Genomic DNA, 26,003 nt, shown 5'->3' with positions numbered 1-26,003 from the left:
TCACCTCTGATTAAGAATCGGCTGACATTCCGTATGGTAAAAAGAAGCCAGCCACTCCGCGGTCTTCGCGGAGTCATACCCGCTCTCGCGAAGCTGCTCCGATGTATCCGCACGCTCGCAGGAGCTGTCCAGAATCTCCTGCGCCCAGGTATCGACCGGCTCCTGAAGACCGATGAACCGTACCCTGCCCGTCAAATCCGATTCCCGGGTAATCGAGCTTGAAGCGATGCACCTCAGTCCGGCTGCCTGCGCTTCCACCAGAACGACGGGCAGCCCTTCAAACAAGGACGGGAACAAGAACAGGTCCATGCCCTGCATCAGCCTCGGAATATCCGAACGGACGCCCAGGAAGGCGACATGGTCCTGTAATCCGAGCTGTTTAACTTTTTGCCGGATCGCCGGCTCCAGATAGCCCTCACCGACCAGAACGAGAAGCGCATTAGGGTTCCGCAGATAAACGCTGTGAAAAATATCAATCAGAAACGTATGGTTCTTCTGCTCGTTGAACCGCCCGACGTGGCCGATTACGAGGCGATCGCCCGCCTGAAGCTCGCTTCTCACCTGCTCACGGACGCCCGCGTCAAAGGCAAATTCCCGAAGGTTGATCGCGTTATTCATCACGACGAGAGCGCTCTCCCTCGCGGTGCCGAACAGCCAGCGTCCCGCCTTCTTCGAGCAGGCAAAGTACCGGTTCGGATTATCCTTCATCACCGCTTTGGCGTATACGCGGAAGGGAAATTTCAGATCCAGCTTCAGATCGCTAAGGTGGCTGTGGGCAATCCGGCACGGAATCCCCGCTCTTTTGGCGGCCCTCAGTACAAAGCTGCTGTTCTCGTTGATGTGGGAATGAACCACCCGGTATTCCGGGTGCGCGTTAAAGAATTCCCTCAGCCTTCCAAAATACCGCCGGTAATTCCCCGGCTTGATCGGCGGCATCCGGTAGATAACACCGCCCATGGCCTCGATTTCATCGTCGTAATGCCCCCTTTCCTCCCGGTGCACCATGAAATCAAACTGAATATCATCGCGGTCCATCTGGCGATAGTAGTTCATGAGCATCGTTTCCAGTCCGCCCCTGTTCATGACGGTGACGACCTGAAGAATTCGAACGGGCCCCATTGTCCGCACCTCCCGTCTTCCTCATTCGCAATCGGTTGATCGCGATCAGCATGAGATACATTCCTGCAGCCATTTTCCATTTCCCCATCAGAAAGAAGATTTTCCAGGCCCCCGCGCAGTACCGCAGTTCAAATCCGGCAAAGGAGGCGGCGACGTCGGGCTTTGCAACCAGCGCGCGAATCTCTCTGATTTTGCCGAATGCCGAAGCCCTGTTGTCCTCGCTAATGATATTGAGGCCGAGCCCCAGCGTATTGACGCAGATCCGGTTATGCAGCGCCGCCGTATATTCCTCTGGCAGCCCGCGCTCGCGGATATAGGCTTCCATGTGTGCGTACAGATTGTTGAATTTGCTCTCCAGCAAAGGGTTATGGCGTGAGGTGATGGAGGAAGCGTTGACCTTCCAGTAATGATAGAACGGGCGGCCCAGGAAGACGAAGGAACGGGCATGGTGGCATACCTGGATATTGAAGAGCGAATCCTCGTTGGTGCCGATCGTTTCAAGGTTGATAAAAGAGGCCGCCGCCCTCTTGATCAAATCCGCACGGTACAGCTTCCCCCATACGGTGCCCCAGGCGTCCAGATACTCGGGCTCCGCCAATTCCTCTCCCAGCGGGCCGAACAGCCGCCTCGTAATCCGGTCCTGGACCTCTTGGTGACGGTATACCTTCATGTCCGGAAGCGGAAAGATTTTCTCTTTCGCATGCGTCCCGAATTCGCGCATATACGTGCACATGACGATATCCGCCTCTTCCATCTCCGCCGCTTCGCGCATCTTCATGAACATCTCGCGCTCCACCCAATCATCCGGATCGACAAAGGCGATGTACCTTCCTCTTGCGCGGCCGATCCCTTCATTGCGGGCGGAAGATACGCCGCCGTTGTCCCGGTTGACCGGAATGATGCGGCTGTCCCGGCCGGCATAATCCAGGAGGATGGAGAGGCTGCCGTCCGCCGATCCGTCATTGACGGCGATAATCTCCAGATCGCTGAAGGTTTGGTTCAGCAGACTGTCCAGGCAGCGCGGCAAATAGGCCTCCATATTATATATGGGCACGATAACGCTGATTTCCGGTTTCATCGCTCTCCTCCTCCCGCATATGCCCTATGTAGATGGAGCTCAGCTCCCTGACGACCGACTTCAACTGATACGTCTGGATAAGCTCCAGACTCTTGTTCCCCATCAGGCTCCGCAAACCGGCGGACAAGCTGAGCTCAAACATATACTCAGCCAGCCTGTCTTCCTGCCCGGGACCGGGCTCCACAAGATACCCGTTCTCCCCGGGCTTCACAAGCTCCGCATGTCCCCGGTTTCTTGTGGCGATAATGGGGAGGCCGCAGGCCATCGCCTCCATAATATTGACCGGCAGCCCCTCCCGCAGGCTTGAGGAAACCGCCGCGTCGCACAAGGGCAGCAGCCGGTCGATGTCTCGCCGGTAGCCGAGAAACTCGACCCGTCCGGCGACCCCTAGCTCCGCCGCCAGCTGGCGGCACTGCTCCTGCAGCGGCCCCTCTCCCGCGAGCAGCAGCCGGATTGCGGCTCCCTGATCCTGGGCCCGGGCTAACGCTCGGATAAGGAGCTGATGGTTCTTGTTGCCGTTGAACTCCCCGGCGTAGAACATCAGCACATCCTCCGCTGCGTAGGGGGATTGCTGCCGTAGCCTGAGCTTTTCAGCAGGGGCGGCGGGCCTGAATTTGTCGGTATCCACGCCTACGCCGTGCACATGCTCGATCCGCCCGGCTTTGAACCTCCGCCCCGCGGCCAGCCGGTAATCTTCTTCATTGATGGTAATCAGACAGTCTGTCAGCCGCGACAGGCCCCTCTCGACCGGATAATAGAGCAGCCAGCTTGCAAGCGAAGATCCCTTGCAGAAATGAAAGCCGTGGGCGGTGTACAGCATCCGGGTTCCCTTCTTGCGCGAACCCGCCGCGGCCAGACGGGCCAGGACCCCGCCCATCGGCGTATGCGCATGAACCAGGTCATAATCGTTGGTCCTTATAATTTCCTTCAGCTCGCGGTAAGCCGCCCAATTCCCGCCGCGCAGCGGAGACCGTTCAATGGGGATATTGAACTTCCTGTCGGTGAAAGGCAGATCAAGCTCGCCGCGCGCCGCGACATGAACCTCCCAGCCCCGCTGTTTAAACCATTCCATGACAGGCAGATGAAAGGCTCTGAAATGAAAGTCGACGGTTGCGCAAAACAACACTTTTCGGGACATGGGCGGCCTTCCTTTCCTTGGCTCTACACAACCGTCGCTTTTTTCACAGGAACCTTCTCGAAGCGGTTGTTGGCGATATCCAGCAGCAGGCTTCTCAGCTCTTCGATGGACAGCGAATCATAGGCCTCTAGCAGGTGATTGATGGCTTCAAAGTTCACTTCATAGGACTTGCCGACATAAATCTTGGGGTAGACCTGAACATCATGAACCTCTGTATCTCTCAGAAGCTCCTCGTACAGCTTCTCTCCCGGTCTCATGCCGGTGAATTCGATGCCGATTTCCTGGGCGGAGTAGCCCGACATGCGGATGAGATTTTTGGCCAAATCGACAATCTTGACCGGCTCTCCCATATCCAGCACGAAAATCTCTCCCCCGCGCGCCAGCGCGCCCGCCTGTATGACCAGCCGCGATGCCTCGGGAATCGTCATGAAATAACGGACCATATCCGGATGGGTAACGGTCACCGGCCCGCCTTGTTCAATCTGTTTGCGGAACAGCGGGATGACGCTGCCGCGGCTTCCCAGCACATTGCCGAACCGGACGGCGACAAACTTGGTTGCGCTGAACCGGTCCATATGCTGGATAATCATCTCGGCGATCCGTTTGGTCGATCCCATGACGCTGGTCGGATTGACCGCTTTGTCCGTGGAGATCATGACAAACGTTCCCACTCCCGTCAGGCTCGACGCCTCGGCGATATTCATCGTGCCGATAATGTTGTTCTTGACCGCTTCCTCGGGATTGCGCTGCATCAGCGGCACATGTTTGTGGGCGGCGGCGTGATAGACAACATCCGGCTGATGAAATTTCATCAGGGTCATAATTTTGCTCTCATCCTGCAGATCCGCAATCTCGGTATAGAATTGGATGCCCGAGTCCCGGAACATCGCTTTGAGCTCGATTTCAATCGTATAGATGCTGTTCTCCCCATGGCCGAGCAGCACCAGCTTTTTGGGCTTGAATCTGGAAATCTGCCTGCATACCTCCGAGCCGATGGAACCGCCCGCTCCCGTGACGAGCACAACCTTGCCCGTTACATACCCGGAAATACTGTCAAGATCCAGGCGCACCGGCTCTCTGCCGAGCAGATCCTCAACCTGAACGTCCCGGAACTGGCTGACCGCCACTTTGCCGCTCGCAATATCCTCAAGCATCGGAATCGTCTGAGTCTTGGCCGAGGTCTTGGCGCATTCTTCGTAAATCGCCTTCAGCCGGGCTTTGGGCAGGGAAGGAATCGCGATGACGATATGCTCCACCTGATACCGCCCCGCTACGTATTCAATATCCTTGATTCGGCCGGCAACAGGAATCCCCATAATATCAAGGCCAAGCTTGCTCAAATGATCGTCGACAAAAGCGACCGGTTTCAGCTCCTTATCTGCTCCGGACAGAAGCTGCCTGGCAACCATGGTTCCGGCCGACCCTGCGCCGATGATCAGCGTCCGTTTGGCGCCGTCCGGCGCGCTGCCCGTCTCCTGCTTGGCATGTGCGGTTCTGAGCACCCGCCAGCAAAACCGCGACCCGCCGATCAGCATCATATGAAGCATCCAGGTGACCAGCAGCAGCCGGTACTGAACGTCGTACGAGAAGACGAACTGTACGGTGGCCGCCGCAAGCAAGGAGAAGGACACCACCTTCGCAATGAGGAGGCTTTCTTCAACGCCGGCATACTTCCAGGCTTTGCGGTAGAGATGGTACACAAATGCGAAGATGTGATGACTGAGGAGCAACGTAACCGAACTGATAATCACCGGATATGTAAAGACGTCGAGAGTAGCGTTAACCAGAAAGCTGCTTGCGAAGATGGCCGTAAGCACAATAAACGAATCCAGCACAATTAAAACGGATAGCCGATGCTTATAAAGCAACGTTCACCCAACTCCTTCCCCAAAAGAAATGAACTGCGCATTCGTCCTGTTCCTAACTCCGGTTAAGCACGGTGCCCAAGAGGTTCACCTTTCCAAAATCGAGCAGACGCTTCGCTTCAATCGCTTTCTTCTGCTGCGTCTTTCCGCTGCGCAGAACGAGCACGGCTCCGTCGCACCGGCCTGCCAGCGCGATCGCGTCGGGCGTATCGAGTACCGCCGGGCTGTCGATCAGGATGACCGTATATTTGGCTTTGGCCCGCTCCAATAGCTCCTCCATCACCCGGGAGTCCAGCAGATCGGCCGTTCCCGGCATGGGCGACCCGCCGGGAATGACGGCCAGCCCCTCAATGCTCGTCGGATACACGATTTCGTCAAAATCAATCCCGGTAGCCAGCCCGTCGGAGAGCCCGGGCCATTGCTTGATGCCGAACACCTGGTTCAGAACCGGGTTCCTGACATTGCCATCCACAAGGAGCACTTTATCCCCCCGCTGGGCGAAGCTTACCGCCAGGTTCGCGGCCGAGGTCGATTTCCCTTCCCCGGGCGAAGGAGAGGTAATGACCAGCGACAGCCGCTCTTTTTTTCCCGACGCTATCCGAATGTTGTTCCGTATCCTTCTGTACTGCTCGGAAGCCGCCGCGGTGGGAATGTGATGGACGAGAAGACAGCCGTACGCCGCACGCGAATCCAACTTTCTCTCCCTATGAGCCAATAGCCTCACCCCGTATATACTCATTTTTTCTTCGGGAATTGCCCGAGAAGTTCTTACGCTGGAATTTGGAGACCTGACCCAGTGAATCGACGCCAAGTATCCGTTCAATGTCTTCCTCGGAGCGCAGGGTGTCGTCCAGCGAATCCAGAAGGAAGGCCAGCCCCAAACCAATGACAAGACCGGCAAACAGCCCCACCTTCAGCGCACGGTCGCTCGGCGGATTAATCGGCGCAGGATTAGGAGCTTCGGCCGCTTCCGTAAGCATATTGATTCCGGTAAAGCCCATGCGCTTGTTTACTTCATCGGCGAACACGCGAACGACGGCATTGGCGAGCTGCGGCGCGACCGCAGGGTCGGGGTCAACAACTGAAATGAGCGTAATGATGGAATTGTCTACACTGTCCACGCTGATCTGGCCGCGCAGGCCTTCAGGCGATCTCGGGATACCGGTCTCCCGGATCACTCGTTCCAGAACAACAGGCTCCCGAATGAACACTTTGATTGTGCTGAGCTGCTCGGGTGTAGTTGCGGGAATCATGATTCTTGCCGAAGAAGAGTACAGGGGCACTTCCGGCTGAGAGCTGTACAGCCCCCCCAGCACGGCAAAAAGGAGGGTTGGCAGGAGAATAATCCATATTCTCCGTTTGATGACTAAAGCCCATTCTTTCAAGTTGATTTCCTTGACCGGGGCTCTCGCTGGAGGTTCTTTTTCGTATGCCGTGTTCTCATCTTCCATGTTCTCACCCACTTTAAAGAGTAACGTAATAAAGAACGTTGTGCGTTAATTTTAGTTCTTTATATAGAACGTGTCAACTATTATCCCCTTAATTTCGGTGATTTTGTTTGTTATAAAGATCAGTTCCTGTTCGTTCATACGCACCAAAAAAAGCGGCTTCCACTCATCACAGGAATGACAAATGGAGCCGCTTCTTCGCCCGGTCAATATTTAAGCTGCTTCAGTATATTGTTATTGACTCTATCATTCGCTTTCAGAGAGAGCCGCGCATTAACTAGGATATTGCCTTCGATTTGATAGGGAGGCGCATTTACTCCGGCATACTCCGTCGAGATCCCCACGGCCTGCAGGTTGCTCGTAATCTTGTTCTTCCGGATTACCGCGCCCAGCACATCATACGGTTCGTTCCGCTTCCAATAATCGCCTATTTTGATCAACTCCGTGCCCTTGGAAGTCAGATGCTCCGCGTTCACCACATTGTTCTCCACAAGAACGCTCTGCGCCGCTTGAATGCTGACAGCCTGCATGCTGCCCGGCAGCTCGAAGGTAGAATTCTTCACGGCCAGCTTTAACTGCTTGTTCTCGGCGTACAGCGTGCCCGCCCCATCCGTATTCCCTCTAAACGTGCAGCCGTCAAACATGTACTCTCCGGCCAGAACGGCTGAAAGAGTCCCAAATTTCCCGCTTTCCGCCGCCTCGAAGCGGCTGTTCTTGTAGATTCCCGGCGGCAGGGACAGCCCGTAAGCGGCATTGTAGCCAATCACCTTCAACTGATCGAACACGCTTCCCGGGGCGGCGTTCCCCGAAACACTACGTAAAGAGGGCTCCCCGGTAATCGTAACATTGCTGAGGCGCACCGGCTGATTGTTGACGCTAAGCCCTGCATCCACTTTTTGCGTAATGGCGATGTCGACATTGGACACCTTGATTCCGAACGCCTGTTTCGCGCTTAAAGCAAGTGTGCCGTTCGTAATCTTCATTCCATCAATCACAATATTCGGCCCTTCGAAAAAGGTGACGGAATCGTTCATGCTGTTATTTTGCAGGGTTGCATCACGGTAAGCATAAATGCGCGTACCATCAAATTGGTTGCCGGAAATCCAGGCGCCGCGAAACGGCTCGGATACAGCAAGTCCAATGGCTCCCCTGGAGGCAAAATGATTCCCGTCCACCCAGGCGTTCCGCCCGTCGTACAGAATGGCGTCATAGGCGGCGTTGTTGTAGAACTGATTGTTCCTGATCGTAATGTTCGTGTTCAGATTGCCGTTCTCCCCGTATCCGCCCTCCACATCAACGCCGGACTGCGGGGCCGTTCCTTTGATATCGTGGAGCAGATTCCCGGTAATCAGCACATTGTCGGCTCCGCCGACCGTGATGCCCTGGCGCCGGTTGAACGCGGACTCCGAGTTTCGTACCGTAATGTTCCGGCTGACGACCCGGTTCCACACCTCCAGATAGCCGCCCTTGGATGACGCCTGATTCAGCACAAGATGACAATAGGCGGCTTCGGGAGGAATGGCAATTTGATCGCGGGCCTTGGCCGATATTTTCTTGATGAATTTGCCGCCGCTTTGGTAGAAATAGACTTCGAACGTATACGGCAGCTTTTTGACGTTTGAGATTTCGATAGTTTTTTCCGTTTGAAGAATGGGAGCGGTCAGCGGAATTGGTGTCTGGGTGCGAATTTTGTTCTTGTTGTTCACGGCCTGGCCTTTGGCGCCCAGCGCTCCGGAAACAAAGCCTTTCTCATACAGGTCTTTAATCAACGTGCCAACGCCGCCGATCGTCATCCCGTCACCGGTAAAATTAACGGTCTTGACGCCGTCGACCACAACATTGGACGCTCCCTCCATCAAAATGCCGTATCCGTTCTCGTGCGTCCCCGCACTATGCGGGCTGTCCTTTTTGGAGAAATCATGCTGGTTCTTGTCTCCGCTGTAGGTTCCTCCCTTTAAGGTAACATTGTCCACACCGTAGCCAAGATACATCGTTTCGTACCGCTCTTTTCCGTTGGCCTCCTTCTGCAGCACGGCGTCATCCGGCAACACAAACGTCATATCGCTGACCATGTTAATGCGGCTGTCCTTATCAATCAGGTAGGTGCCGGACGGAAGCGTCACAGCTTGAACCCCGCTCTTATGCAGCGTGCTTAAAGCCGCGTTGATGCCTTTGGTCGTTTCCGCCGGATGGGTTTCGTCATTATAAATCTGCCACTTGGACAGCTCGATCATCACCGGAGGCTGCGGTTCGGATGAATCCTGACCATAGATCTGGGGCGGCCCCCCTGAAAGCAGCAGCAAAACAAACAAAGGCAGAAGAAATCTCCATAAAGCTTTGCTCATTCCCATTTCGTCCTCCCACTTCAAGATTCAATGTCTATATCAAACGTTCTTTAAAACGAACTATGCTATTTTAGACTATCACGTTTTTTTTCGAATGGAAAGGCTTAAGTCCCACTCAGCAAAAACGGTTCTTTAGACCTGCTCTTTTTCCTCCAAATCTCCTGTTTTCCGTCTTCAATCCTTTATAGCGAATTCCGATAAACTATGTCAGGCAACAATTCCGATTACAAATTACCTCAACAGAAGGGATAATCCGCATGAAAAAAATAGCAGGAACTCTCACATTGCTTCTGATCGCCGCCCTGCTGACGCCAAGCTTTCCCCGGGCGGAGGCAGCCGGTCCGGCGTTGTTCTCCGACATTTCGTCCAAGCACTGGGCGCAAAAAGAGATCTACCGCCTGAAAGATGAGCGGCTGATCGGCGGGTACAACGACGGAACCTTCCGTCCGGACAATCCAATCACCCGGGCCGAAGCCGTAAAAATCATCGTTCAGGCAAGTCAGCTTGACATCGACCCGAATGATGGCGTTCCGCAGGCGATTTCCGATGTGACGCCGGCCTATTGGGCCTATCCGTACATCGAAGCCGCGAAGAAGTCCAATCTCATCACCGGCTATATGGACGGCTCGTTCCGTCCCGGCGAGACGCTGACCCGGGCCGACAGCGCCGTGCTTCTCGCGCGCGCCTTCGATCTGGACAGCCAGGGGGCGAATGATGCGGCCCTCGCCTCCGACGTCGGCAACCACTGGGCGGCTTCGTCCATCGACAAGCTCTTAACGAACGGCATCGCAGTCGGAGACGAGAACGGCAAATTCCAGCCGTCCAAAAAGGTAACCCGGTCCGAATTCGCGGCCCTGCTCGCAAGAACGCTCTACCAGGATCTGCGGTACGGCGACACCGGATCACAAGAGGCATCGACGGCCTCCAGTCCGTCCGCTTCGCCGGAAGGCGTATCCGCGAGCGAACCTCCCGCCGCTGTTGCGATGGCCGCCATTGGCGGCGGCGGAACCGGAGGCGGGGGTGCTTCGGCTCCTTCGGCTGAACCGTCCCTTGAACCGACCGCAGCCCCGTCGCCCGGTACGACGCCCGGACCCGTACCGACGCCGACTCCCGCGCCGACAGCCGCGCGGACGCCTGCACCGACACTTGCACCGGCGCCTGCACCGACACCGGCACCGACACCGGCGCCTGCACCAACACCGACACCGGCGCCTGCACCAACACCGGCACCGGCGCCAACCCTGGCACCGACGCCTGCGCCAACGCCTGCGCCGACATCTGCTCCCAGCCCAACGACTGTGCTGAAGGAAGTGTACGGATTGAAGCCGCTCAGCGGTCCGACCAGCCTATCTTTTAGCTGGACCAATCCGGCGTATGCCGATTTTAAAGCCGTTAACATTTATAAAGAAGGAAGCCTGAAGAAATCGACAACCGGTACGTTCTACCAGGAAACCGGTCTTCTTCCCGCCACAACCTACCATTTTGTCCTCAAAACCGTTAATCTGAACGGCATGGAGTCCGCAGGCACCGAATTAAGCATGACGACAACGACTGCCAGCCTTCCATCCCCTCCGGCCGGACTGTCCGCCTCCGCTACGGACAGCGCGGCGCTGTTAAACTGGACGGAGAGCGGCGAGAGCGGCATTATCGGCTACAATATCTATGTGGACGACTTAAAGAATAATACCGATACGGTAACCGGCGTCACCTACAAGCTGAACGGATTGAAGAATGGCCAAACCTACAAGATGTATGTGACCGCTGTGAATGACGCCCTGCTGGAATCGAAGCCCTCCATCGCAGTATCGGTCACACCGCTCGCTCCGGATTACGCGGAGCCCGAAGAAATCAGCGGGCTGACTGCTGTGGACGATGGCACATCGGTAACGCTAACCTGGAATAATCCCGTCTCTCCGGGCTTTGACCGGGTGGATATTTACCTGGGCGGCGTGCTGATTGGCTCTTCGAAGGACGGCAGATTCAAAGCGGAAGGACTGTCCGGGGCGACTGAATATTCCTTCACGCTCAAAACGGTCTATACGGTTGTGAAGACTTCAAGCGGCATTGATCTTTCCATCCGGACGAAAGACATTACCCCGCCGGCCGTTCCCGCGGAGGTAACTGCAACAGGCGGTCCAAGCAAAGTTTCCGTCTCCTGGGCAGCCGGCAAGGAAAGCGATCTGGCCGGATACAACGTCTACGTGAACGGGCAAAAAAAGAACGCCGCGCCGCTCGCGCAGAACTTTTACGAAGCGAAAGGCCTGGATTTCGGCGTCTCGTACAGCATCCAGGTCGAAGCCGTTGACACCAGCGGCAACCGCTCACCCCTGAGCGCGCCCGTGACGGCCTCTCCCACGCACTATCTGATTGAACTGGCACGCTGGGGAATCTATAACGACGGCACGCATCCGGTGGAGACCGTCAAGGGCATTAACAACGCCTTGGTCTGGGCCCGCCAGAAAGGCATCACGGCAACAACACTGCCGGCCGGAACCTATCTGATTGACAAGGCAAGCCGGATCAACATGGTCGGCGATATGCTGTTTGACCTGCCGATGGATGCCGTCCTGCAGAAAGAAACCAACGGCAAGGAACGTTACGATGTCATGTATGTCGGGTACGGCGCGAACAATGTAACGCTTCGCGGCGGAACCTACCTTGGCGACAAGCTGACCCACGACTATTCCCAGCGGGACCCTTATAATACGGGCACTCACGAAGGCGGATACGGCATATTCGTCGAAGGCGCCAAGAACACGACGATAGATGGAGTCAAAGCGATGAATTTCACCGGCGACGGGCTGGTGCTTGGCGGCTTTGGCACCATGTTCAAGGATCTCTACGCCGCCAGCTTTGTGTCCGGCGGAATCAGCGCAACCGGCCAGCCGGTCAGCGACAGCGCTAAGGTCCGGACCAAAGACGGCATTTATTTTAACAACGCCATCTTCAAGACCGAGCGGACCTTCGAAATATCCAATATTGCCAATCTGCCTGTCAGCTTCACCGTGTATTTCTATCGCGCGGACGGTTCCTTCATCAAGAATCAGCAAGCTATAGCCAGAGAAATCATGACGATACCGGATGGCGCGGCTTACTTCCACCTTGTCTTCAATAAAGCCACGTCCAACGGCGCTTACCTGGAAGCCTGGAACCGGACCGTAACCCAGAATGCGGTCGTTAAGAACTCCGAGTTCGCCTTTAACCGCCGCCAGGGCATTACAGTCGGAGGGGCCGACAATGCGCTGATTATAAACAACGTCCTGCATGATATGAAAGGCATCGCGCCCCAGTCGGGGATTGACGTCGAGGGCGGATACGGACAGAACGGAAACCTGAACACCAATATTTTCATTAAAAACAACGAATTCTATAATAATGCGGTTTATGACGTTATCCTGTATGACGGGCATGACGCAACCGTTGAGGGCAACCATCTCGCTTCCAAAGGCATCATCGGCCTTGCCATATCGGAGCCGTTTAAGAACGCCAAGATCGTTAACAATCATTTTGACGGAACCCGGATCATGGCCTATCACGACGCCACTTTCCTCAATAACCGGATGAATGATTCCGGCACCTTCTTCCAAGGGCCCAATATCATCATCGACGGTATGGAGATCACCAACGGAAAGCTGTCCGTCAGCGCCAAGAATCCGAAAGGCATTAAAGTTTCCAATGTGAATATCCGGATTACCAAGAAGGTGGACGCGGGCTTTGCCCTAAGCGGAGAAGCCATTGACGTGTCCAACGTGACCATAACCGGGGAAGCCGCACTGGCCAGCTTCAACGGCAGCCCGAAACCGGGATCGACCTTCGATAATATCAAAGTGCTCGGATTCAACTCCGCGCAAGGCATGACTTTACCGCAGGGAACGTACACGAACTCTGTATTTGAAGCGGCGGACGGCAGCCGGTTCGGTTCCCCCATTGTTGCCAATGGCGTATACAGCTTCGATAATTGCACCTTTACCTCGAACGCCACCGGCAACACCGCTCTTATCGCAAGCCATGCCAATCTGGACCTGAAGATCACGAACTCCAAGTTCAACGTCAACGGGGATGCTTCAGCCATTACGGTTGAAACGGCCAACCGGGTCGTGCTCGAAAATAATACGGTGACGGCCATGAAGCTGGCCCGGACTTCGGTCGAACTGATCAAAATCAACGACTACTGGAAACGTAACGATCCCGCCGATGTCTTCAACGTCTCGATTATCGGCAATACGGTGTCCTCCAACATCGCCGCCATAGGCATTTCCACCATCTATGCGGGTGTGAATGCGCCTCCGTATACCGTCAAGAATAATATCCTGAATAAAGCCATACTTGCTCTGAAGAGCAATGACGTACAGAGCGGCAATATCCTGAACAAGTAAAAAAAATGGCCCGGGGCATCCCGGGCCATTTCTCATTTATAACTGTAATACTTTTTCCATAGCTTGTAGGAATCATGCTCATTGTCCTCCCACCAATCCTTCTCATCATCGCAGTCCCTGCCTTTTAGCCAACTTAACCAATTACCGGAAGTGTTGCTGCCGCTGTGGGACGTTGTTGCTTCCTTGTCAAACCAGGAAGCAATCACGTTGGTCAGTGAGGATAAAAAGGAGGTCGCATAAGAAGAGGAATACTTCGCTTCTGCCGGGCCGGAGGATGCATAGGCAGAGGCCGGCAGCATAATCGCGCTGGCGAGCAGCACAATCAGCGTTAGCCGAGCGTATTTCTTCATACACGTTACCATACTTCCAAGTCCTCTCTTTCACATAGTCTAAATGAACTACAAAGTGGTTCTTTATAAAGAATATTATGGAATCCGGAATTTGTAAATACATAACATAAGAGCAATCCGCCAAGCCGTAAAATCTCACACTTGATTTTTGATTGATCTTTGATAGACTTCACCTTAAGACCAGAGACATATTCCAAGTATTTACTTCCAGATGTTTTTTACAGCGAACGAACCCACACTTTAGTCCCTGCCTTACCCGTAACTATTTCCAGTAATCCGGCAGATTGGGGAGATTACGCATGAACAAACTCAGGCATCTCTTTAACACCGATATTTACCGCTGGCTGACGCAGTGCATGAAGGGAAAATGGGGTGCGCTGTCCGGGATCATCCTTTTAAATGTCGTCATTTCCCTGAGCGGAGCGGCCCTCGCCGTCGCCTCCAAGCAGGTCATCGATCATGCCGTACAGAGCAGCATGCGCCTAAGCGGAGTCTACGCCATAGCCTTTGCCTTGATTCTGATTCTCCAGCTGGGCCTTTCCTCCTTGCTGACCCTGAGAACCGTTAGACTGAGAGAGACGGTAGCCAATGATTTGCAGCATCGCTTCATGGACCGGCTGTACCGGACGGAGTGGAGCGCTGCCGGCAAATACCACAGCGGCGATCTGCTGACCCATCTGACAAGCGATGCCGCCAATGTTACCGACGGATTGATCAATACCCTGCCGAACATCGTCGCCTTGATTGTCCAGTTCGCGGCCGCCTTCCTTACATTGCTCTACTTTGACAAAACGCTGGCGCTATTCGCCTTCGTGCTCGGGCCCGTGTCCGTAATCATCAGCTGGTATATCGGCCGCAAGCTGAAGAGGATGCAGCATCAGATCCAGTCCGCCGAAAGCCGCTATCGTTCCCTGCTGCATGAATGCATCCAGAACCTGCTGATTGTCAAAACGTTCGAGAATGAACAAAACAGTCTGGAGAAAGTGCAGGCCTCCCAGCAGAACCGATTGTTCTGGATACTGAAACGCACGCGCTTTAACGCGGCGGCCGACCTGACCATGGGAATCGGCTACCGGCTCGGCTTCTTCCTTGCCTTCATCTGGGGCGCATTCCGCATATCCACCGGGGCCGCAAGCTTCGGGATGTTTACCGCGTTCTTGCAGCTTGTCGGGCAGATTCAGGGACCGCTTGAAGGCTTGGCCCGCACGTTCCCAGTCCTCATCGCCATGATCACCTCGGCGGAGCGGCTGATCGTATTTCAACAGCTGCAGCCGGAAGCCAAAAAAGAGCTTCCTTCGTCTGTTGACAAGGAAAGCCTGTCTGAACTGCGCATGGAGCATGTCGCCTATAGCTATGAATCAAGCAAGCCGATTCTCACCGACGTTAATCTTCGCATAAAGCCCGGCGAGCTTGTGGCCCTGATCGGGACCTCGGGAGAAGGCAAAACCACACTCCTCCGGCTTCTGCTGGCATTGCTCGAACCGCAGAGCGGAAACATCAGCATCATCGGCAAGAACCGCGAACCCCTCCGTCTTTCGGCCGATACAAGGTCTTATTTTTCCTATGTGCCGCAAGGCAACACACTCTTCTCCGGCACGATCGAAGGCAATCTGCGAATCGGCAATCCTGCGGCCACCGATGAGGAAATCCGTGCCGCCCTTGACACAGCCTGTGCTTCAAGCTTTATAGAGAAGCTTCCGCACGGCATTCATACGGTTATCGGCGAGCACGGCTCCGGCTTATCCGAAGGCCAGGCCCAGCGAATCGCCATTGCCCGCGCCCTGCTGCGGCCGGCGCCGATCCTCCTGCTCGACGAGGCTACATCGGCTCTGGATATGGATACGGAGTGGGCGGTCCTGCAAAATATCCGGAATGCCGAGCCCCCGAGAACATGCATCGCCATCACGCACCGCCTGTCCGTATTCGATGTCTGCGACCATATTTACCGGCTGTCCGGCGGCGTCTTATATGAACAAAAAGAGCTTGTCACTCAAAGCAAGTGACAAGCTCTTCCTATCAACATTAAAGGAGACCTCAAACCGTAAACCGTTTGAGGTCTCCTTCGTTTAAAATCAATTAGCTGAAAGAGTAAAAAATATGCGTTCCGTCCGTCCAGGTGGCGTCAACCTTAGGGGTAATTTTCGTGCCATACTCAGTGCCGCTCACCTTCAGTTCCTTCACTTCTGGCTTTTCCCACACCTTTTTAATCATATACTCCACCTCCTGATATTTAAATATCGCCATTGCCCCGCACATTCCCTGTTAACCTCGATGTCACTGGCAATATTTGATATTACAATACAATAGATAATTCAAAAAATCAAGAATTTTCGGACGTTATTGCGAACGATTTCGGCATAACCAATTCCATAAATTCAATAAAATGACATAAAAATTTACTATTACCCAATTATAAAACGCTTAAATTATGAATTATGTCCTTGATTTGTTCATCAACCGTAAAACCATTCTCCGGACGTTCGATATGGAAAACACGGATCCGGGCGGCAAGCGCAGAGCACCGCATAAAATGTTCTCCCTGCTTACCCATCAGCTCCACAAACTCGGATCGATAAATATTCCTTAATACGGCCATCAGCTTATCCGGTCCTTTCACCTCGGAGACAATGACCTCCGCTCCCGGATGAGTGGACAATTCAAAGAGGGCGTCAAGCCTTCGGGGGGCCTCGATAAACCCGCTGTCCATCGATACATGATACTTATCCCTTATACCCGGAATTCGTTCCAATGAATCCACACTGCCAAAAATCTGCTCGGCCGTATCCCGCCACAGCTTTTGTCTGGGAAAGGCGGGCATAATCCACGGATCACCGTTTTCGTCCTCCTGGAGCGCCGCGATATCATCCGCCAGAAAAGCGCAGCCGCGCTGGATCAATGCCGCTGTAAGTGTAGACTTGCCCGCACCCGAATGCCCGGTCACGATCATATGCTTGCCCTCCAGCGCCAGCGCGCTGCCGTGAACCGGAAGCAGGCCGCGCTGGAACAGGAGCACACCCATGCAGGTACCCAGAATGAACAGCACATGGGCACCCGGCTCGCAGCCTTCGGTTCGTTCCGCCAGAATCTGTGTGCCGCCCGTTACGAGAAAGGTGCCGATATCCTTGACGCGAAAGGCAAAACCGTCGTCTCCGACAAGAGTGTACCCATAAGAACCCGGAGGACCGGGCATGTCGACAGGCACCTTTCCCTCACGGATATAGACCTCCGGCTCCCCGTCCGCGGGCAGCAGCCCTTCGAGCAGGAAATTAGAAGCGATATTCAGGCCAAACGCCTTATAACGAAACTCGAAATCGGGATCGCTCATTGTACCACCTCGGGTGTCGGATTAAATGCTCTTAGAAATCTGGCGAAAATAACGGTAATGACAATCGACCGGATCAGATTTTCATCATTCTCGCTTGCGTCCCGGCTGGCCCTGGCAAGCTTCTCCTTCAGCTTATCCTTGTCCACGTATGGGTCCAGGCCGCCTTGCGCAAGCGCCCTCTCCGCTTCGGCGAGAACCCCGGACCACTGCGGAGCAAGCCTGTAGATCCAGTCCGCGCTTTGCTGCCCCTTGGTCCGGATATTGAGCCGGATCGGGTCCGGAAGGATGCCTTTCATGGCCCGCCGCAGCAAATAACGGTCCTGTCCGTTCCGTACAAACTGCTCGGGGGGAATGGCCATGCAGAATTCGAAGACCCGCTTATCCCGGGATGGATCGCGGATCGTAATTCCATGGGCCAGTGATAACTTGGTCTCCACCGCTCCTATATGCGCAAAAGGCAGAGGGCTCGTTCTAGCCTTTCGGTCTTCCTCATAGTCCGGAAAACGGCTGATCAGCGTATTGGCTCCTATCCGGTCGAGAGCTTGGACTACACCCCATTTCTGGATTAGCGACCTCTTGATCACCATGTTCTCAAAGCGATCGAACGTACGAAGCTCCCTTCGGTGCTTCCACACGCTCAAACGGTATGGCATGACTACGGGAATTGCGCTTTTCAGCACCTTCCTTACCGGCGCCTTCGCCAATTTGCTGAACTGATAGATTTCCCTGGCCGCCGCAGCGATTCTTCCTTGTCTGTACAGCGTCGCTAGTTGAACCCCGAAATTGCCGTATGAGATCGTGCTGTTTCCGGTCTGGCCGTTCAGCATCACCGTACATTTTTGGCCGGCGGCCATCTTCAGGAAGGAGTGATACCAGGTCATGTTCTGAAAGATTTTATAAGGCTGCTCAAAGATTCGAAGCAGTTCATCGGCGTCGGTCAGGCAATCCTTGCCGGGGAAGCTTCCGTAAGTGATATCGATGTTGGGATAAGCTTGTCCGATCAGCTCCACTTCACGGGATTCGTTGTAGATGGCCGTTCCGGACGGCCGCCCGCTGAACCCGGACACCGGGACGGAGGTGAAGCCGTACAGCTTTTTCCCCTGATCCGCGAGCAATGGGGCCGCAACCGAGGCAATCGAACCGGAATCCATCCCGCCGCTCAGAAAAATCCCGGTCTCGCCCGCGCTTCTCAGCCGGCACGCCACCGCTTCGGAGAAGCACCGGTTAAAGGCCTCGACATACTCTTTGTCACTGCCATACACGATCGGCTTGATGTCCTTCAGCGGCTCCCAATACCTTTTTGTGACCAGACCCTTCATATTGACGATTCCATAGTGAGCGGGCGGCAGCTGGTAAATCCCCCGGTAAACGGTGCCTTCACATTCCAGTTCATGCTGTATTCCGTCAATCGATAAAAAATCGGTGATCCACTTCTCATTCAGCTCGCCCGGCTTACCGGACAGACTGAGTAAGGGGGTCTCTACGGTGCAGAAGGCAAAATAACCGTTCTCGGACGTATAGTACAGCGTCCTCGATCCCATGGCGTCGCGGGCGACAAACAGCTCCTCCTTGCCGATATCCCAAATCGCAAACGCGTAATCGCCGACAAGATGCAGGGGGCAGGCGTGCCCCCAGGACTCGTAAGCCCGGATAATCAGCTCGCTGTCGGTTATAACGTCCGAAGACCCGTCTTTAAGGTTGAACTGCTCCAGCAGCTCCGCCCGGTTGTCAATGATCGCATCCGCCGTAATGGCCAGGGTGCCGACTGAGTTTAAGCGAGGTAGCTCCTCCCTTGTCGATTCAGGGGTGTTGTACTGAATGCCGCAGCCCAGATGCACAGACGAATCGGCCCATTCCGCGGCCCGGTCAAACGCGAAGACTTTCAATTTTCCGAAAATGGACGCGCCGTCCGGGGCGGCATCCGTATCCATTCCAAACCTGTAAAATCCACTGATCGCACCCATCCTGACCCTCCCGATCTGAAGCTTAACGCCCGATAATGCCAGGCGGCACAATTGCTTGCATCCAAGATTTGTACTTAATGTATCATCTTTTTCGTGCTTTATAAAGAACAAAGTCTCCAAACCAGGCTCAACAACATTTATCGCGTTCCATTTCAGCGGGAGATATTGTTTCTCCGCCCCGCGAGATGCGTTTCATTCGGTCGGTGATTTTCAGCTGGCCCCTGTCATCCAAAAATCCCAAATCCCCGGATTTGTACCAGCCGTCTTCCGTGAACGAAGAGCCATTCTGCTTCTCCGTATAATAGCGCATGACCCGGTGGCTCCGGATATGAATTTCGCCTTGCTCGAGGCAGGAAAGGACCGCCCCCGTATCCGGATTCACGATGCGGACCTGCACTCCGCGGTCCACCTTTCCCCCATGGATCCAGTCTCCGGCTTCAAATTCGCCGGGATCGATGCGCCCGCTGAGCAGATTGGAGTAGTTCAGCAGTTTGAACAGCATGGACAACGCCGCATTCTTTCGGCGATTCACGAAGCAGACGCCGTTCGAAACCGAGCCTGCTTCGGACGATCCGTAGCTGACCATGAAGAACACGAGCTTCAATTGCGGGTCATGGATTATATTTTTCAGCAAAGCGCTGTTCTCCGCCGGCGACGTAAACACAACGCCGAGGAGTGACGACAAGCTGCAGCCTTCCCGTCCCGGAACGGCAAGCAGGCGCTGAATCATAAACGGGGTTCCTGACAGGATCGAACACTTCTCCCGCTCCAGCATCGATAAAGCGTTCACAGGATGGAAATGGCTGAGCATGACGATCCGGATATTGCAGGCTTTCAGTCCGGTAAATATCGCGGCAAAGCCGCCCAGATGGTGCAGAGGAAGCAGGTTCATGAGTGAGAATTTCCGGATGATGCGGTCACTTAGACGGGTAAGCCACTCGGCTGCTCTGCTGCGCTGCGCGAAGCCGCCTTCCGATACCAGAAAAGATGAGGTTGTACGAAGGACGCCCTTGGGCCGTCCCGTCGTTCCCGAGGTGTAAAGAAGAATTAGCGGATCTTCAGACCTTACCGCTTGGCAGGCTTCCAGGAACTCCCCTTCCCGGATTTGGCCGGCCAGCGCATATAGATCCGAAAAAGGAAGAAACGGCAGTTCGGTCTCCTCATCCCCGCCCGCCACGAATACATGGGAAGGAATCCACGGGTGTTCCTGGTCCGATTCGGCGATCAGTTCCCGGACAAGCGCGGGATAGCACTGGCCATACCCTTCCGTTCCGATAATCAAGACTTCAGGCTTGGCATCGTCCAGATAACCCCGGAGCTCATTCTTTTTGGAGTATGCATTTAGCGGAACGATGATGGCGCCGATACAGGCCGCACCGAACATCGCCAGGATCATCTCCATTCTTCCCTGCATGAGCAGCGCGATCCGGTCGCCCTTTGCCACTCCAAGGCGCAGCAAACCTTTGGCCAAAGCGGAGGCGTTCTCCCACATGTCGGACCAGGTGTAATGCTGCTCCCATTCCGGGTAGCTGTAGGCTATATCTCGAGGGGCGCAGGCCGCCCGCTTCCTGAGCAGCTCCGAAACCGTATCTCTGCTGGACCCCTGTGTATTCTCCATGATCCGTTCCCCCAATGTACGATGGATTATTCGGACTTGTATTAATGTATCATCTTCAATGTACTCTATAAAGAACGAGAACGTTTATTATAAAGCTCACGTCCGGATAGCTGCACCAAGAATATTTTTTATATCGACATTTAAATTAGCATCTGGTACTAAGAGTTCATGCTACAATAAGAGAGAACACCAGCTGTACTTTTATGAATGAAGACACCTTGCGCCTATGAAGGAGATGTTGGTATTGGATTATAAGCAATGGATAGCTCCGGAGCGTTACAATATTACGTCGGAGATGGAACGCCATCCTTCCGGCAAGCTTGCATTGAAATGGTTAAGCGACAAAGGGGAATATGAGGAAATTACGTATGGTGACCTGCTGAAGCGGGCCAATCGGCTGGCCGGCGGGCTGGCGGAGCTTGGGCTGCGCCAGGGCGACCGGGTGCTCGTTATGGTTCCGCGCCGGATTATCGCCTATGTGATCTACCTGGCATGCCTGAAGCTTGGGCTCGTCATCATTCCTTCGTCGGAAATGCTGCGCGCGAAGGATCTGTCCTACCGCCTTCGCCACTCTGAAACCAGAGCCGTGATCTGCTGGTCGGAGGCTACGGGAGAAGTGAATAAAATCGCGGAGGATCTTCCGGCTCTTGATTTCCGTCTCTCGGTGTCCGAGGACGCCGGAGAAGCCGAAGAAGGCTGGCTGGAGCTGAACGAGCTGATGGAAGGCCAGCCGGATACTTATGCCGCCGTTACCACCGGCCGGGATGACATGGCGATCCTCGCCTACACTTCCGGTACCACCGGCAACCCGAAGGCGGTCGCCCATACCCACGGCTGGGGCTACGCGCATTTGCGCATCACCTCGCTGTGGCTCGACATCCGGGAATCGGATACGGTATGGGCCACGGCTGCTCCAGGCTGGCAAAAGTGGATCTGGAGCCCGTTCCTGTCCGTGCTGGGCAACGGAGCCACCGGCTTTGTCTACAACGGTTCGTTTCATCCGAACCGGTATTTGCAGCTGATTCAGGACCGGGAAATCCACGTCCTGTGCTGTACGCCGACGGAGTACCGGCTTATGGCCAAGATTGACGGACTCGGCCGGTACGACCTCTCCCGCCTCCGCTGCGCGGTGTCTGCCGGGGAGCCTCTGAACCAGGAGGTCATCAACGAGTTCAACCGCCATTTCGGCATCACGATCCGGGACGGCTACGGCCAGACGGAAAGCACGCTGCTGATCGGTACGCTGAAGGACATGCCGATCCGGATCGGCTCCATGGGCCGGGCGACGGCGCAGGGCATGATCGAAGTGGTGGACGAGAACGGCATCCCGCTTCCTCCGGGAGAGGTCGGCGACATTGCTGTGCATGTGAACATGCCGGCTCTGTTCAAGACCTACTACAAAGACCCGGAACGCAAAGCGAGCGTCACGCACGGCGATTACTTTATTACCGGCGACCGGGCATCCAAGGACGAGGACGGCTACTTCTGGTTTGAGGGCCGGGGCGACGATATTATAATCAGCTCCGGCTACACGATCGGCCCCTTTGAGGTAGAGGAAGCGCTCATGAAGCATCCCCTCGTCAAAGAATGCGCGGTCGTAGCCAGTCCCGACGAAATCCGGGGCCATGTGGTCAAAGCCTTTGTCGTTCTGCGGGATGAGAGCGCCGCTTCGCCGGAGCTGGTGAAGGAGCTGCAGGCCCACACCAAGCAAATTACGGCTCCTTATAAATACCCGCGCAAAATCGAGTTCGTCTCCGACCTTCCGAAGACAAGCTCGGGCAAAATCCGCCGGGTCGAGCTGCGGGCGAGGGAATTTGCTCACGCCTGAGTAACTAAAGCTTCCGGCTTTAGTCCGCTTGAATACCAACAGCCCAGTCAGGCATCAGGCCTGGCGGGGCTGTTTTTGCTTGTCTTTTTTTGCCGGTTTGCCGCTGCTTTATTTCTCCTGCCTCCCCGCAAAATCCGGAGGTATCCGGCGCGCCGATCCGGTACGGATGGCCGCTTCAATGACAGCGGCTCGCACGTGCTCAACCACTTTTTCATTAAAAATGCTGGGGATAATGTACAGCTCGTTGAGCTCATCGGGCTGAACAACCGCCGCGATCGCCTGGGCAGCCGCCAGCTTCATCTCCAGATTCACGGTCCGTGCCCGGCAGTCAAGCGCGCCGCGGAAGATCCCGGGGAAGCACAGCACATTGTTGATCTGGTTCGGATAGTCGCTCCTTCCCGTCGCCAGAACGCGCACATGCGGCTCGGCCAGCTCCGGCTGGATTTCGGGGATCGGATTGGCCATCGCGAAGATGATGCTCTCCGGAGCCATGCTCCGGACATGCTCGACGCTCAGAATACCGGCGCCCGCCACCCCGATGAACACATCGGCCCCTTTTACCGCTTCCCCCAGCAGGCCCGTTATCCCTTCCGGATTGGTAGATTCGGCAAGCAGCCGCCATTCTTCGTTGGTGTAGGGCATGTTCTTGCAGAGAATGCCCTCCTTGTCCACCGCGCAGACATGTCCCGCTCCGGCCGACAGCAGCAGATTGCAGATGGAGACGCCTGCCGCGCCGATTCCGGCAACGACGATCCGGGCGGTCTCAAATGGCTTGCCGACCACTTTGAGCGCGTTCAGCAGTCCTGCCAGAACGACGACCGCCGTCCCGTGCTGGTCGTCATGGAAGACGGGGATATCCAGCGCCTCCGCCAGCCGGCGCTCAATGCCGAAGCAGCGGGGCGAGGAAATATCCTCCAGGTTGATACCGCCGAAGCCGGGGGCGACCGCTTTGACGATTCGGACGATTTCATCCGGATCTTTCGTATCGAGACAGAGCGGAAAAGCGTCGATTCCCGCCAGCTGCTTGAACAGCATCGCCTTGCCTTCCATCACAGGCATAGCCGCTTCCGGTCCGATGTCTCCGAGGCCAAGCACCGCCGTTCCATCCGTCACAACCGCCACCGTGTTGCGCTTCATCGTCAATGTATACGCTTTCGATTTATCCTCCGCGATAGCCAGGCTGACGCGCGCCACCCCCGGCGTATAGACCTGGGACAAATCCTCGCGGTTCTTGATCGGCAGCTTCGGGTTGACCTCGATCTTGCCGCCAAGATGGGCAAGGAACGTCCGGTCGGATACATTGACCACTTTAATCCCGGGCATGCCGGACAGCACGCGGATGATTTCCTCGTTGCCGGCGTCCTGCACGTTGACCGTAATGTCCCGGGTCGTGATCTCCCTGCCCGCGCGGATCACGTCGATGGCGACAATATCCCCGCCAGCCGCGGCAATCGCGGAAGCGACATCTCCGAAAGAAGCGACCGATTTCTCGATATCCAGCCGGATAATCATCGTAGTTGCAATCGTCATGGTAAGCCCCCTTTTGTCCTGTGACTCCTGCTTTCACTATACCATAGACAACGCTTTCATAGGACTGTGCCGGCCATGGATTTATCAAATTTTAATGATTGAACTAGATACTTCGCCAAGAGCATTAATGTAAACTTATGTTATTTATAACAATAGATGTTTGAAATTTCTTCACTTGATTTTACTTTTTTTGGTAATATAATAGGTGTTGGCATTGCGCTTTCTGTATATTCATGGAAATTTTGAAAAGGAAATGGATTTTCAAAGATTTCAGAGACAAGGAGATGGATAGGATGAGTGCGGAAGCAGAATCAACTCTCTCTACGGCGATCGCCGCGACAAATGGTGCCAATCTGGTTGTTGACAGTTTGATATCGCAAGGGGTTCGGTACATTTTCGGAATTCCCGGAGCAAAAATCGACGCCGTATTTGACGTTTTGCGGGAACGAGGCCCGGAACTTATTGTTTGCCGGCATGAGCAGAACGCCGCTTTTATGGCGGCGGCTGTCGGACGCCTGACCGGAAAGCCGGGGGTATGCCTGGTCACTTCCGGCCCTGGGGCTTCCAATCTGGTCACGGGGCTCGCGACGGCCAACTCCGAAAGCGACCCGGTTGTGGCGCTGGCGGGAGCCGTCTCCCGGGCAGACCGGTTAAAGCATACGCATCAATCGATGGACAATGCCGGCCTGTTCAAACCGGTCACCAAATACAGCGTGGAAGTCGAACATCCGGACAATATCGCCGAAGCGATTACCAACGCGTTCCGCGAGGCTTCCACCGCCCAGCCGGGAGCGGCCTTCGTCAGCCTGCCGATGGATGTCCTTCACGGCGAAGCAGCCCCTTTCAGCTTCGGGCCCCTGAACACCCCTCAGCTTGGGACCGCCCCCTCCGTCCTTATCGAAGCGGCTGCAGACAAACTGCGCAACGCCAAACTCCCGGTTATTCTGCTCGGTATGAAGGCAAGCTCGCCGGAAGTGACCTCCGCGATCCGGAATCTCATCCGGGGCACTGACATTCCGGTTGTTGAAACCTTTCAGGCCGCCGGCGTCATCTCACGCGACCTGGAAGAGCATTTTATGGGCAGAGTCGGTCTATTCTCGAACCAGCCCGGCGATCTTCTGTTGAAAGAAGCCGATGCCGTATTAACGATCGGCTATAATCCGATAGAATACGATCCCTACCTGTGGAATCGCGAAGGCGTCCGGCAGGTGTATCATTTGGATAACCGGCATGCCGACTTCGATCAGGATTATCAGCCGGTGATCGAATTAATCGGCAACATTGCGCTGACTGTCGAAGCATTAACCTCCCATTTGGCCAGTTATCACCTCCCCCCGGAATCGCTCTCCTTGCTGAACGGGCTTCGGCAGAAGCTGGATCAGGACGGAACCGGCGTCCGCTCTCCCCACGCCGAGCGGGTTCACCCGCTGGATTTCATTCTCACCCTGCGCAAGCTCATTGACGACCAGGTAACGGTCACCTGCGATGTCGGTTCGCACTATATCTGGATGGCGCGCTACTTCCGGTGCTATGAGCCCCGCCGGCTGCTCTTCAGCAACGGCATGCAGACCCTCGGCGTAGCAATGCCTTGGGCCATTGCCGCGGCGCTGGTGCGTCCGGGCGAAAAAGTCGTTTCCATATCCGGGGACGGCGGGTTCCTCTTCTCCTCGATGGAGCTGGAAACGGCGGTCCGCCTGAAGCTTCCGCTTGTGCATATCGTTTGGAGCGACGGATCCTATAATATGGTCGCCTTCCAGCAAATAGGCAAATACGGCAGAACCTCAGGCGTAGACTTTGGCAGCATTGACGTTGTCCAGTATGCCGAAAGCTTCGGCGCGGTGGGGCTGCGGGTCAACAAGCCGGAACAGCTCGAAGAAGTGCTGCGCTGCGCGCTCGACCAAATCGGCCCCGTGGTTGTCGATATCCCGATTGACTACCGGGACAGCGGCAAACTCGGGGAAAAGCTGCTGCCTGATAAAGCAAACTGATATGATCATTTCATACCATCCAGAAAAAGGA

17 protein-coding genes are annotated in these 26,003 nt (G+C 55.2%); 4 read left to right on the top strand and 13 right to left on the bottom strand.

Features of this window, described 5'->3' with window-relative positions; translation table 11 throughout:
* The 7 genes from PSAB_RS04210 to PSAB_RS04180 all read right to left on the bottom strand — a co-directional run bounded on the left by PSAB_RS04210 (position 1) and on the right by PSAB_RS04180 (position 8,993).
* Positions 1-1,119 (bottom strand): glycosyltransferase family 1 protein, encoded by a 1,119-nt coding sequence (locus PSAB_RS04210; protein ID WP_038596516.1) that lies wholly within the window; start codon positions 1,117-1,119, stop codon positions 1-3.
* Positions 1,022-2,197, bottom strand: a complete 1,176-nt coding sequence (locus PSAB_RS24435) for a glycosyltransferase (protein WP_025333345.1) — start codon at positions 2,195-2,197, stop codon at positions 1,022-1,024. The genes PSAB_RS04210 and PSAB_RS24435 overlap by 98 nt, the downstream gene beginning before the upstream one ends.
* A complete protein-coding gene (locus PSAB_RS04200; RefSeq protein WP_025333344.1) occupies positions 2,160-3,335 on the bottom strand; it encodes a glycosyltransferase family 4 protein in 1,176 nt (391 codons plus the stop codon). The genes PSAB_RS24435 and PSAB_RS04200 overlap by 38 nt, the downstream gene beginning before the upstream one ends.
* A gap of 23 nt (positions 3,336-3,358) precedes the next feature.
* Positions 3,359-5,203, bottom strand: coding sequence for a polysaccharide biosynthesis protein (locus PSAB_RS04195; protein WP_025333343.1), 1,845 nt, complete (start codon positions 5,201-5,203; stop codon positions 3,359-3,361).
* A gap of 52 nt (positions 5,204-5,255) precedes the next feature.
* Entirely contained in the window at positions 5,256-5,894 is a 639-nt protein-coding gene (locus PSAB_RS04190; protein ID WP_025333342.1) for a CpsD/CapB family tyrosine-protein kinase, read from the bottom strand.
* A gap of 10 nt (positions 5,895-5,904) precedes the next feature.
* The gene (locus tag PSAB_RS04185) at positions 5,905-6,651 is read right to left on the bottom strand and encodes a YveK family protein (RefSeq protein WP_025333341.1); all 747 of its coding nucleotides are present in this window, start codon (positions 6,649-6,651) and stop codon (positions 5,905-5,907) included.
* A 203-nt stretch (positions 6,652-6,854) separates the two neighbouring features.
* Positions 6,855-8,993: a right-handed parallel beta-helix repeat-containing protein gene (locus PSAB_RS04180; protein ID WP_158442553.1), complete on the bottom strand. Its 2,139-nt coding sequence runs from the start codon at positions 8,991-8,993 to the stop codon at positions 6,855-6,857.
* Positions 8,994-9,250: 257 nt separating this feature from the next.
* On the opposite strand from PSAB_RS04180, the gene PSAB_RS04175 reads away from it, so the two are divergent.
* The gene (locus PSAB_RS04175) at positions 9,251-13,369 is read left to right on the top strand and encodes an S-layer homology domain-containing protein (RefSeq protein WP_025333339.1); all 4,119 of its coding nucleotides are present in this window, start codon (positions 9,251-9,253) and stop codon (positions 13,367-13,369) included.
* Between the two features lie 32 nt (positions 13,370-13,401).
* Here the strand turns inward: PSAB_RS04175 and PSAB_RS04170 are convergent, their stop codons facing one another.
* The gene (locus PSAB_RS04170; protein ID WP_025333338.1) at positions 13,402-13,719 is read right to left on the bottom strand and encodes a hypothetical protein; all 318 of its coding nucleotides are present in this window, start codon (positions 13,717-13,719) and stop codon (positions 13,402-13,404) included.
* Between the two features lie 299 nt (positions 13,720-14,018).
* Between PSAB_RS04170 and PSAB_RS04165 the strand changes: the two genes are divergently transcribed.
* Positions 14,019-15,722 (top strand): ABC transporter ATP-binding protein, encoded by a 1,704-nt coding sequence (locus tag PSAB_RS04165; RefSeq protein ID WP_025333337.1) that lies wholly within the window; start codon positions 14,019-14,021, stop codon positions 15,720-15,722.
* Positions 15,723-15,795: 73 nt separating this feature from the next.
* Here the strand turns inward: PSAB_RS04165 and PSAB_RS26335 are convergent, their stop codons facing one another.
* The 4 genes from PSAB_RS26335 to PSAB_RS04150 all read right to left on the bottom strand — a co-directional run bounded on the left by PSAB_RS26335 (position 15,796) and on the right by PSAB_RS04150 (position 20,626).
* Positions 15,796-15,930: a hypothetical protein gene (locus tag PSAB_RS26335; RefSeq protein ID WP_264370891.1), complete on the bottom strand. Its 135-nt coding sequence runs from the start codon at positions 15,928-15,930 to the stop codon at positions 15,796-15,798.
* Between the two features lie 199 nt (positions 15,931-16,129).
* Complete coding sequence (locus PSAB_RS04160) at positions 16,130-17,044, bottom strand: phosphoenolpyruvate carboxykinase (ATP) (RefSeq protein ID WP_025333336.1); 915 nt, start codon at positions 17,042-17,044, stop codon at positions 16,130-16,132.
* The gene (locus PSAB_RS04155; protein ID WP_025333335.1) at positions 17,041-19,008 is read right to left on the bottom strand and encodes an asparagine synthetase B family protein; all 1,968 of its coding nucleotides are present in this window, start codon (positions 19,006-19,008) and stop codon (positions 17,041-17,043) included. Before PSAB_RS04155 ends, PSAB_RS04160 begins: the two co-directional genes overlap by 4 nt.
* Positions 19,009-19,135: 127 nt before the next feature.
* Positions 19,136-20,626, bottom strand: coding sequence for a class I adenylate-forming enzyme family protein (locus tag PSAB_RS04150; RefSeq protein WP_025333334.1), 1,491 nt, complete (start codon positions 20,624-20,626; stop codon positions 19,136-19,138).
* Positions 20,627-20,921: 295 nt separating this feature from the next.
* Between PSAB_RS04150 and PSAB_RS04145 the strand changes: the two genes are divergently transcribed.
* The gene (locus tag PSAB_RS04145) at positions 20,922-22,454 is read left to right on the top strand and encodes an acetate--CoA ligase (protein ID WP_420835629.1); all 1,533 of its coding nucleotides are present in this window, start codon (positions 20,922-20,924) and stop codon (positions 22,452-22,454) included.
* Positions 22,455-22,562: 108 nt separating this feature from the next.
* Here the strand turns inward: PSAB_RS04145 and PSAB_RS04140 are convergent, their stop codons facing one another.
* On the bottom strand, positions 22,563-23,984 hold the full coding sequence (locus PSAB_RS04140; RefSeq protein ID WP_025333332.1) for an NAD-dependent malic enzyme: 1,422 nt from the start codon (positions 23,982-23,984) through the stop codon (positions 22,563-22,565).
* Between the two features lie 293 nt (positions 23,985-24,277).
* On the opposite strand from PSAB_RS04140, the gene alsS reads away from it, so the two are divergent.
* Complete coding sequence (gene alsS / locus PSAB_RS04135; RefSeq protein WP_025333331.1) at positions 24,278-25,972, top strand: acetolactate synthase AlsS; 1,695 nt, start codon at positions 24,278-24,280, stop codon at positions 25,970-25,972.
* Positions 25,973-26,003 lie beyond the last annotated feature (31 nt).

The organism is Paenibacillus sabinae T27 (assembly GCF_000612505.1).
Taxonomy (GTDB): Bacteria; Bacillota; Bacilli; order Paenibacillales; family Paenibacillaceae; genus Paenibacillus_AQ; species Paenibacillus_AQ sabinae.
The sequence above is the reverse complement of the archived record's forward strand: the minus strand, read 5'-3'. Positions and strand labels throughout refer to the sequence as shown.